The sequence below is a fragment of the Mycolicibacterium agri genome (assembly GCF_002553505.1).
Classification (GTDB): Bacteria; Actinomycetota; Actinomycetes; order Mycobacteriales; family Mycobacteriaceae; genus Mycobacterium; species Mycobacterium agri.
This window is the reverse complement of record NZ_PDCP01000133.1, coordinates 1-10,111: the sequence shown is the minus strand read 5'-3', so window position 1 is coordinate 10,111 and position 10,111 is coordinate 1. Positions and strand designations below refer to the sequence as shown.

General features: G+C 60.2%; 8 protein-coding genes and 1 pseudogene. 4 read left to right on the top strand and 5 right to left on the bottom strand.

All coding sequences use genetic code 11. The features are described 5' to 3' along the window. Positions 1–232, top strand: a pseudogene (locus CQY20_RS35280) (hypothetical protein); the annotation flags it as partial. 434 nt (positions 233–666) lie between these two features. Here the strand turns inward: CQY20_RS35280 and CQY20_RS31990 are convergent. Next, complete coding sequence (locus CQY20_RS31990) at positions 667–2,538, bottom strand: ATP-dependent helicase (protein WP_097945090.1); 1,872 nt, start codon at positions 2,536–2,538, stop codon at positions 667–669. Continuing rightward, complete coding sequence (locus CQY20_RS31985) at positions 2,535–4,505, bottom strand: ATP-dependent nuclease (protein WP_163700462.1); 1,971 nt, start codon at positions 4,503–4,505, stop codon at positions 2,535–2,537. The genes CQY20_RS31990 and CQY20_RS31985 overlap by 4 nt, the downstream gene beginning before the upstream one ends. 168 nt (positions 4,506–4,673) lie before the next feature. Between CQY20_RS31985 and CQY20_RS34675 the strand changes: the two genes are divergently transcribed. Continuing rightward, positions 4,674–5,060, top strand: coding sequence for a hypothetical protein (locus CQY20_RS34675; protein ID WP_133119194.1), 387 nt, complete (start codon positions 4,674–4,676; stop codon positions 5,058–5,060). 84 nt (positions 5,061–5,144) lie between these two features. Here CQY20_RS34675 and CQY20_RS31975 read toward each other — a convergent pair whose 3' ends face one another. Together CQY20_RS31975 and CQY20_RS31970 are read right to left on the bottom strand one after the other, a co-directional pair. Beyond that, positions 5,145–5,765, bottom strand: coding sequence for a hypothetical protein (locus tag CQY20_RS31975; protein WP_097945084.1), 621 nt, complete (start codon positions 5,763–5,765; stop codon positions 5,145–5,147). A gap of 3 nt (positions 5,766–5,768) precedes the next feature. Continuing rightward, entirely contained in the window at positions 5,769–6,017 is a 249-nt protein-coding gene (locus tag CQY20_RS31970) for a DUF2188 domain-containing protein (protein WP_097945082.1), read from the bottom strand. Between the two features lie 758 nt (positions 6,018–6,775). Between CQY20_RS31970 and CQY20_RS31965 the strand changes: the two genes are divergently transcribed. Together CQY20_RS31965 and CQY20_RS31960 are read left to right on the top strand one after the other, a co-directional pair. Beyond that, positions 6,776–7,804, top strand: coding sequence for a DnaA ATPase domain-containing protein (locus CQY20_RS31965; protein ID WP_097945080.1), 1,029 nt, complete (start codon positions 6,776–6,778; stop codon positions 7,802–7,804). 47 nt (positions 7,805–7,851) lie between these two features. Continuing rightward, positions 7,852–8,868 (top strand): DUF5677 domain-containing protein, encoded by a 1,017-nt coding sequence (locus tag CQY20_RS31960; RefSeq protein ID WP_097945078.1) that lies wholly within the window; start codon positions 7,852–7,854, stop codon positions 8,866–8,868. Here the strand turns inward: CQY20_RS31960 and CQY20_RS31955 are convergent. Next, positions 8,831–10,111, bottom strand: a 1,281-nt coding sequence (locus CQY20_RS31955) for a hypothetical protein (RefSeq protein ID WP_207767358.1), incomplete at its 5' end; no start/stop codon positions are given. The two genes, CQY20_RS31960 and CQY20_RS31955, sit on opposite strands and share 38 nt — an antisense overlap.

The following is a 10,111-nucleotide window of genomic DNA, read 5'->3' as shown; positions in this document are numbered from 1 at the left end:
GCACGGCAACTCCAGCCTTCCCCGGGCGGGGCCACTTCGAACCGCCCAGCCGGGGCCAATTCGAGTTGACATAGCCACCGCAGCGGTCGAATGGCTGCAATGGTGTAAGCAGTACATGATCAAGTGCGATCCGTTCAATCGGCCGATCAAGACGCCGAAGGTCAAGCCGCCGGGGTACTCCGAGCTACAGGAGTTCAGGATCCGGCTTGGGTTCGGTTCTGGCCATTGGTGACTGCGCTCGGGCGCCTGGTCCAGGAGCTTGCGGCTGTCTCTGTGCGATACGGAGTCGAATCGCTACCTGATGGCGCGGCCGCCGAAGCTGAAGTCCGGCGACTGGACATTCTGGTCGCTGAGCTGATCGACGCGCTGAAGAAACACGAACCATTCACAGCCGATGCCCTGGAGCAGCGACACAATGATGAACGTGTCCGCCCCGAGACGGTCCGGCCGGTTGTCGACCGCCCGGTGGCTCCGTGGGAGATGCCGGTAATCGAAATGCCCGCGCGGCGACGTGGGCGGTGGTGGTGACGGTTTGTACTGCGTGCGGCACCATCAGGAGACATTCTTCGGGTCGAATGACTGCGGGGTTGTCCGCAGGCTGTCCGAAGGTCGGATCTCGCACTGCGTCTCGTTGACGCTGCCTGTCCTTCAAGCCGCCAAACTCAACTACTGTTGTTCCTCCAGAATCTCGAACATATCGATGACAAATTCTGACGGTCCCTGCTCCCACCAATACCCGTTTCGGGTGAAGTAGCCTGGTCCAACGATAAGATGAACTCGTTCCTCGGCACGGGTCATCGCAACATAGAAGGTCCTACGTTGCTCGGCGAGCTCTATGGGATCCGGGTCCCTCCAAACACCACGGTCGTTGACGCGCCTTGGGAGGATCCCGCTTAGGAGGCCCGGCAGAATTACCGTGTGGAACTCGCGCCCCTTGGCGCCGTGATATGTGGTCAAGGTCACCTTACCGACGACGCCGATGAAGCGTGCGAGATCATGGAGCTCCAGTTCGTCTGCTTGGGCGATTGCCAGCAAGTCGGCGATCGCAGATCTGTTGTCTCGCAATGGATGCTGTGCAGCAATTTCGCTAAGGTCGAGGCTGACCACGACGTTTTCGAGCCACTCCGTGGCCGAGACTTCGGGGCGATATGGTGATTCGTGTGGAGCCAGTGCTGCCTGCAGGCGGCGCACGAGTTCGAATCGCAGGCGGGGCCTTTCAAGACCGGATTCATCCCGCAGTCGGTCGAGGGTGCGCTTGAGATTCATGACACTCGGGGCGCTGGTGAAGTGGTCAAGCTTCTCCAGTTCGTCGGCTGACAGCGTTCGCAGGTAGTAGTCGGCGAGCGATCTACTCGCGCAGCGTTGGACGAACTCCGAGAGCGTACCTGGAGGGAGCTTCTCATCACGCTCATGAATGAAAGGGATAGCCTGGGCACTGAACTCACTGAGAATTGAGTCCAACACCGGCCCCCTAGAGGGATAGAGCACTGCCATGCGCTCGAGGCGGATCCCTTGTGCGACCGACTCATTGATAATCTCGACGGCCGCGGCGGCGTGAGTATCCAACCCGCCGTCAACTGATACTGGGATAATTTGTCCTGGAGACGCGTTGTCGCGTGCAACTCGACCGTGCGGTATTCCTAATGCCGCCTCCGCGGCCGCAATGATGTGTTGCCCAGACCGGTAGTTGATGCTCAGTGGCAGATCAGCGAAGTCATCTCGTCGTTGCAAAATATTCAAATACCGGGGGTCAGCTCCTGTGAACCCAAAGACGGACTGGTCAGCATCTCCGACGGCGAACACGCAGATGCCAGCTTGGTCAACCAGTGCGACGACAAGATCATGCAGCACTCCACCAAGGTCTTGGTATTCGTCAACGAGCACGTGCGGAAACCGGGCGTGAAGCAAGTCACGAACGTGCTGGTCGTTTCTCACGGTGTCTAGAGCTCGAATGACCATCGACTCGTAGTCGATCTCATTTCGTACTGAGAGTTGTTCGTCGTACAGCTCCGCAGCGGCGACTTCGCGTGTGTCGAACTGGCCAAGGTCCTCACCACATGCAATCGCCCGGCGGATCTTCGTGCTGACCGGCAGGCGGAAGCTGGCCTGCAGATCTGCGATCTCCAGTTCATCGAAGCACCATTGCAGGAGGTCAGCCTGACTTCGCTCTCCGAGAACTTCTGGAGGCTCCAACACAGGGAACTCTGTGAGCGCCGAGTACCGGCGAAGGATCTCGTTGAGGCAGAACGAATGGAGCGTCGAGCACACCAGGCGACGACCTGTCTGTGCGCCAAGTCGCGCTACTCGTCGCCGAATCTCGTCGGCTGCGGCGTTGGTGTACGTGATGCAAGCTATGCCGCGAAAGCGGGAGATTTGACTCTCCAAGAGGTAGGTGGCGCGCGCAACAACGGTCCTGGTCTTGCCACTGCCTGGGCCTGCTGTCAGTACGACATTGCCGTGGTGCAACGCGGCCTTTCGCTGCTCGTCGTTGAGCTCGTCAAGTTCCTCCAGCAGCGCCTTGCTGAGCAGCGGCGTCATTGCTCGTCCGCGTCCTGCCCTCGCGGCGGGAACTTGAGAAGGGGTTCTGTTCGAATGGCCTGCGATACAGCGTCGAGGGCTCTGAATAAGTAGCCGGCGCGCAAGTTGTCGTACGGCGTTGTCAACTCCGTTGTGCCCGAGTCGGCCGGATCTGTATCATTCAGGCGCTCAATGAGATTCGCCTTCTCAAGGTGGGAAGCAAGGCGTTGTGCGTACCTGCCCTTGCCTCGCGCGCTAAATCGCGAGAGCATGGCGGCCCGAATGTCTGCATCGACTGGCGATGCGGTTTCGTTCTCAATCCCGTTGCGAACGTCCGCACGCGCTGGAGCCGATGTTGTCAACTCGTTGAATGCTTCCTCCATCTCACTAGGGAACACAGGGCAGACGTCCGCTTCGAGCGTCTCAGCGCCGACGAATATCCCAAATGTTTCGAGCTTCTCGCAGATCGAACGCCGTTGGTTCCAATAATCTGCATCCGCCTGGTTCGGTAGAGCCGCTATCCGCTCTTTCAAGCTCTCGTGCTCTGCTATCGGAGTGAGTGCGGCCGCACGTTTTAGCCCGGCTTCGACTCTTCCGCGCTTGTTCGGGGCCGAATCGCCATCGGTCACGATGAAGTGTGGCGTCCTGAGGCCGCGGTCGCCCAGCAATTCGTGGAACGGTCTGAAGTCAGTGCCGTGAGCACTTGCCACGATCACTCCGTGGCCATCGAGGTCGAACCCGGCCGCCTTGGCGAGGCTGGGCAATACGTAAAGTTCGGCAAGACCCTCGACGAGAATTACGGCCGCGGCAAAAAGAATCTCAGCCCGGCTCACATCGATGTAACGCTCAAGATCTTCCGCCTGTTGAGGCGCAAGAGTTAGGTCCGCTGTGCTGGCGCCCACGCTCCCGTCCGCCGTGGCGCGAAGGACGACAAACGACTTGACTGGCGTGACTGCCGCGATGTGTGGGCTGTGCGTGGTCAGCACCAGCGATGGCTCGCTTCGCAATAGGTAATGAAAAAGCTTTCGCTGCAGTGCTACATGGAGGTGCGCCTCCGGTTCCTCAACCGCGACAAGAGTTGCGACGAACTGGTCATCGATGCGTTGTCGGCGAAGGACCTCCAGCAGCAATGCGAGATAGATGATGTTTGCGCTGCCCAGACTGCTTTCGCTCACGGCACGCCTTCGGTCCGCGTCAACGAACAGGCGGACCGCGCGCACGAGTTCGTCGGGCTGGGACGAAGTGAAGCCGAGCGTTGGTTCGACAGACAGCCGCGGCCCGAGCATGTCATCAAGACGGCTGCCTAAGTCGGTCTGCAGCGTGTCGATCGATGGGTCAGCGGTGAGTTGGTCAACCGCTGATGCCACCGCGTCCGCGGTCGCTTTGAGGTTCGCTGGGTCTAAGGGGAGATGTTCGAGCAGTTCCCGCAGGGGATTGCGCCGCCAAGACTGCAGGTCGCTTTCGGCGTCTCGAAGGGCGGGCAGGATCCGTATTGCAACATCGCGGCGGATCGACCTGACGTCTTCGCCTTCGTCAAGACCTCCGAAAACGACGAAATCGTAGTCCTGGCTCGTTAGAGGTTGGGTATCGCCGGTAGCCTCACCTTGCTCTTTCTCGGTATTCGCTGGCCGTCGAGGGGCAAATCGGTACGTCAGTCGCGCAGTGTACGGCGACGTGCCGATCGTGCAGCCGCCAAGAAGTCCCTTTGCGTCCTCATCGTCGTCGTACCCCTGCAGTTCCACCACGACCGTCACTTCGACACCAGCGGCCAATCCGCCCGGGAACCCGTCCCAAATGTCTTCTGCACGCAGGAGGCGGCGTGAATCGGGCAGCGCGGGATCTAGAACCAATCGAAGGGCGTCCAAGAGGTTTGATTTGCCTACACCGTTCTCTCCGACGATGACGGCTGGCGATGGGAAGCGGTCGATGACCAGGTGACGGAAGTTCCGGAAGTTCGTTACTTCGATACGCGAAAAATGCAAGCTCACCATTACCTCCCGTCGTGACCCATGCGGCCCAGCCGTTGCGGCACTCAATCATGTCCAGAATCACGCGTCGGTAGCGTGATCGACACGATGACGAATGACCCCGCTCCACGTCGGCGGTTTCGCGGACAACGGTGCATTTGCTGTGACGATGGGTTGCTGCTGCTAGCCATGAAGAAGCGGTCGCGGGTCGATGATCAGGATTCAGCCGCCCGAGCCTTGTTGTCACGCATGGTCGTCCAGGCCTTGCTGTGGCTACTTGGCAATCTGCCGAGTTGGCTTCCTTCCAAATGCAGCCGGATGATCTCGTCATTGCGCGCGTCGGGTGTCGACCGCCAGGCGGTGTCGATGCCAGGCGGCGATGAGGTACTTGCGGACCGTGCCGTAGTCCCAATTGAGCTGCCGGGTAATGGTCGCGACGTTGTGGGTTTCTTCCCAGGCAGTCAGGCTCTGGCCGGCTTCGTCGGGACGGAGCTGCTTGGTGGGACGGGGAGCGGCGCGGTTCGTGGTGCCCGGTCGCAATTTCGGGCTTGGTCGATGATCTTCGCAAGGCTCTGAGCTGCCGATTCATGATTGCAGTAAGAATGCAGGACCCGCACTAGTGGACTCGCTTGGCTACAGCTCCCACCGCCAGGACGATCCTTACGCCACGTTTCTGATTGATTCAAGCAGCGAGATGAAAGCCGCGGCCTCGCTTGTCAGCCACGCGTCGAACCCTTTACGCCGCCGCTTCGCCGCGTGGTGGAGGGTTCCACGGCGCACGTCGAGCACGGCGGGGCGGCGCTCGCTATTGGGATGAGTCATCTCGGTCAGCCGGATGGCTGCCTGGATGCCGTCGCGTGACAATTCGGCATCCTTGAAGTACGGCCAGACCAGGAGCGGCTCGGACTTCGCCCGGTAGATGAACTGCGGCGACACCCGCACTTCGAGGCCGCTGGCGTGCCAGGGAAGCGGCTGGGAGAACACCTCCAGGTTCTTGCCGCGACGCCAGCGGTTCCACCCCGTTGCGAGTGCCTCGTAGTGGCTCCGGCGCTTCGGGGTGCATTCATCGACGGCACGGCGTATCCGTAAGGCGTCGTCGCCGTTGGCAATGCCTTCCGCGATGGCGATCCGGAACTGGCGGTAGAAGTCGTGGCTGGGTTCGTAACCGCCGAACTCGTTCGCAATGACGTTCTGCACGGCCGTAATTCGACCGCTCGACATCGCCGAAGCGAACTCGACGAAGCCTCCCAGGCTGATGCTTGGAATGATCGGATCGGCCACGGTTCAGCCCTTGGGCGGGTACGGGTCGTTGCCTGGCGCCACGGTGTTGGAGTCGCGGATTTGGCCGTCGCGGCCGTGGATCCGGACCTCGCCGCCACCGCTGTTGCGCACGATCTCCGTGGCGCGCTGGGTTGCTTCCCGCTGGCTGTCGGTGTGGGCGCTGGAACGGCTCGCGCCCGGCTTCTTGACGTCCCACCCACCGCTCGGACTGGGGACGACATGCCGGCTGTTCGGCTTCTGGCTCTTCGCCACTGCGTGCTCCTTGCACTTGTTCAGGCACGACTATTGCCGTGCATGGCGAAGTCTGGGTCGGGCAATTGGCGGGTTACCGCTGCCCCGGCGAGTGCCGGTGTTACCGTCAAGGCCTGCCGACCAAGCAGCCAAGAGGTTCCAGACCAAAGGACTCCGGGCCCAAACCGGCTTTGGTCTGGGCTTCTTGGATCATAGGCCGCGCCGCAGACGACACCCGGTATCTCGATGTCGCAACAATTCGGGCGCGTTGGGGATACGCTCCGATCACCCCGGCTGCTTCTGTGGACAACGCACGATATGCGCAGGTCAGCCCGGTGGAATCCTGAGTTACACTAGTGTAGTTTGCTGTGGACAAAGCCTCGGGATGTCGGCGTTGTCCGGCGTGTCGCGCGTCGGCCCGGATTGCCCGCTTTGCCCCGCGGAACTGTCGTCGGCAAATGTCGGGACTTGCCGGGCTGCGACAGATCGAACACTTGTACGATTTGCTGTGTGGTGAAGCTTCGCCGCACCCGTCGTGGCTGGGAGGAACGAGCACCCGCTCGGTGCCCGAACGGCCACGCTCTGAAGGCGAACACCTGCCTTGTCGGCAGCGCCCACTGCGACTGCGGCATTACCCACCGGACCCACTACTGCCGGACTTGTGGCGAGGTCGTCTACACACCGCCGCTGACCGACGGTTGCAAGACAAGATCATTTGATGAGCGGTGACTGACCAAGACGCCATTGCCCGCCGAACCCCCGGCTGACATCATGGATCGATGGGTCATCATTTCACGAATTTCGTTGTCGCACAGTCGAACCGCTTCGCACATGCCGCAGCTCGTGCAGTTGCCGAGTCACCTGCTAAGGCATACAACCCGCTGATCATCTGGGGTGCCCAGGGCGTCGGCAAGACGCACCTGCTTCGGGCGATCTATCACTTCACGTCGGCACTGCACACAGATCTAAAGGTCAAATGGGTCACGGGCGACACCATGGTTGAGGCTTTCACTTCCCATCCCGATGAAGGCGAGCGTGGGGCCTGGTTCACTGAGCAGAAGAAGGACATCTACGCCCAGTCCGACGTGCTCCTGATCGACGACGTTCAGGAGTTCGCGCCCGAGGATAAGCAGGAGGCACGCTCGGCATTGCTGGACGTCATTGAGCGGATGTTTGATAGCAACCGGCAGGTGGTCATGGCGGCGGATCGCTCGCCTGATGAGATCGGCGATCTTGCCCACCTGATGCGCAACTATGAGTGGGGCCTCATCGTCGACATTGCGGCGCCCGATACCGAGACGCGGCTTGAGATTGAGAACCTCCAGGCGGTCTTACGTGCGCAGCAGAAGCGCCAGCTCGATCCGATTGACTACCGCATTACCCGAGAGTGGTCGATCGAGCACGCGGCCTACATGTACGTCTTCTACAAGATCCTCTACCGCGGCTACATCCCGCCAAGCCGGCGCGAGTCCAAGGAAGAACTCCTCCTCAGCCCTGTCGCGGTTGGCGATCGCGAGTGGGCGCTGCGAAACGCGACGCACTTTGGCACCGAGGTGCGGGATGACATCTACGTGCACTATCCCGAGCTTCGCCGCACCTACCGCATCACCTGCGAGTGGTCCGTCCCCAAGGCTGAGTACGTCTACACCCTCCACAAGACGACGCACTGGGAGGACCAAGAGCCCACAACCGCCCGCTTCGAGGGCAACAAGGCATGGGCCGAGCGGAACGCCGCGCACTTCAGCGTCGAGATCGAGGAGGCCGTTTCGGCTGCCGCCGTTGCGGACCGCGGGCCGTCACGACTCTAGGTGCCTAAATCTGGCACCGCGTGACATCGCTTATAATTTGAATTTGCATGGGAGACAAAGAAGAACTCGATTTGAGCGTCATTCCGCGGTACGAGGTCGATTTCAAGTCACTTACGTCCGCCACGTCAGAGGACCCGTTCCTTCGCGCATCGTTTGAGTTACTGAAGGAAGCCGGCGCCTTGGTGGTAGCGGCTGCTGGGACGCTCGACGAACAACACTCCGATGGCTTTGCGCGCAACGAGGCTATCCTCGTTGGACATCTCGTACGCATGACCAAGCTGATGCGTTCGATCATCGCCGGGATCGCCGACGGCCACGGCGGCGACCAACAAATGCAGCTCGTACGTCAGTTCCTCGATTCGGCGTCATCTTTGAAATATCTCCTCGAGGATCCATCGGACACTTCCCGGTTTGATGCGTATGTACTCGACAGCCTCATCGGCGAGAAAGAGTTTCTGAAGGACATCGAAAAAGAGGCTGCCGCCCGTGGTGGGCAGAAGCTCGATATCGAACTGCGGATCGAGCGCTCCATTCAGCGAACCTTTGATACGGCTGGTGTTTCAGAGTCTGAGATCCCTCCGCGGAGTCGACTTAAGAAGGAGAATCCATGGCCGACCGCCCAACAAAGGCTCAAACTTCTTGGGTCAACCGCTTATTCGGCATTTCGGATGGGCTCGGGCGCCATCCATGGTTCGTGGCATGACCTAGAGCGAAACCACCTCGATCTTGTCGACGGGAAGTTCCGTCCGGACCCAGATGTCGCCCCTGAACGACCACAGCCGCTGTTCGCTATGGCATTGGCAGGCACTGAAATAGCGCTTGAGTACATACACAAGTGTGTGCCGGACGCCGAGCATCTCTTCCGCCCACGGTTTGAGGACTTAACGGAAAGGCTTGTCCACGGTAACGAGCTGCATGAAGCCTACCTAGCGGAGATCTTCAACCGCAGCTCGGACGACATCGAACGGCAAGTGCTTTTAGACAGCGGGGTACTTGCGTGGACCTGCTGTTGGTCCGCGGCAACGGCTAGCCTGGCGGACGGATCGCGTCGTACGTGCGAATAAATAATGTCTCTGCACCCATAACCAACCGATACAGCTGTTGCCAGTCAGCTTTCGTGAGCACCTTGCGATGCGCAGCTGGAACACGGAAGGTGCGATTTAGCCGGCGCCACGTCGGTATGAGGTCCTCCACCCGGCTTACATTGAGCTGTAACTGTTCAAAGTGAGTACGAATATCACGCGGGAGATCCCCACCTTTCCCTTGGCACGCTAGGTCGATTGCGTCGATCGCTGCACCAAATGTCCGTGTCTGACGTTGCCGGTCTTTGTCATCGCCAACAAGAGGGGTGATCGCGCAGGCATGTAGTAGGTACTCGACCGCGGCACACATCCCGATCACTGGACCCGAGAAGTCAGCGGTCGGATCAAGTTGGTGACCAACGAGATCGGCTGTAGCCATCATGACTTGTGCGTCCTGATCCAGTGCCTTCCAGCGTGTTTCGCCAACGAGGGTTTCAATTCTATCTCGACTCGCGCCGATCTCACTCAGGTGTGTCTGTCCCCAAGTAGCCAGCGACGCCTTTGTTGCTTCGATGGCCAACTCGGCTCGTTCATCGTCGGTCAGTTCCGCGGTGGGCACCGCTTCGTCGCCACCTTGCGATGGGAGCTTGTAATCGATCAGGCTGAGCACCGCGCGATTGACTTGGTCGAGTACTACGCCAGTAACCTCTTGCGGTGCTGCTGGGTTAAGTGCGGCCGAAATCAGCGTGCCGCCTTCGCCGTCGTGAAAGATGTCGGGCTCGGTCACCTCGCTGCTCGCTGTGTAGATCAGCACCATGCCGATGGCGGGGCGGATGTCGAAATTCTGCAAGTACCCGAGAATCTTGTAGAGCTCTTCGGCCGGTAATCGATCTCTCTGTCGCAACTTTGGATCGATGACAGCGAACCGAACATCGCCCGCCGTCGGCTTGGCGCGGATAGCAATGTCCGGTATGCCGCCCAGACGCCGGCCATTGTCCTTCACCCAGCGCGCGACATGACCCTCGCCGATAGCTGACAAGCTTCGTTGAAAGAACATATCCAAGCGCCCCGGGAAGCCCTCGAAGGTGTAAGCGGGCTCACCTCGTCGCCAGCCTTCGTTGATCATGGGGTCCGGTAAGTTCAGCGCGCCGGCGAGGCCGCGTCCAAGTGCCCCGAGGCACCACAATTCAAATAGCTTTGTATCGAAGTGAATCGCCCTGGATTCGCCGGAGGCTCGAGCTATTGGATTCCGACCAGGGGTTGGTCGGTCCGTGATGCATCGTAG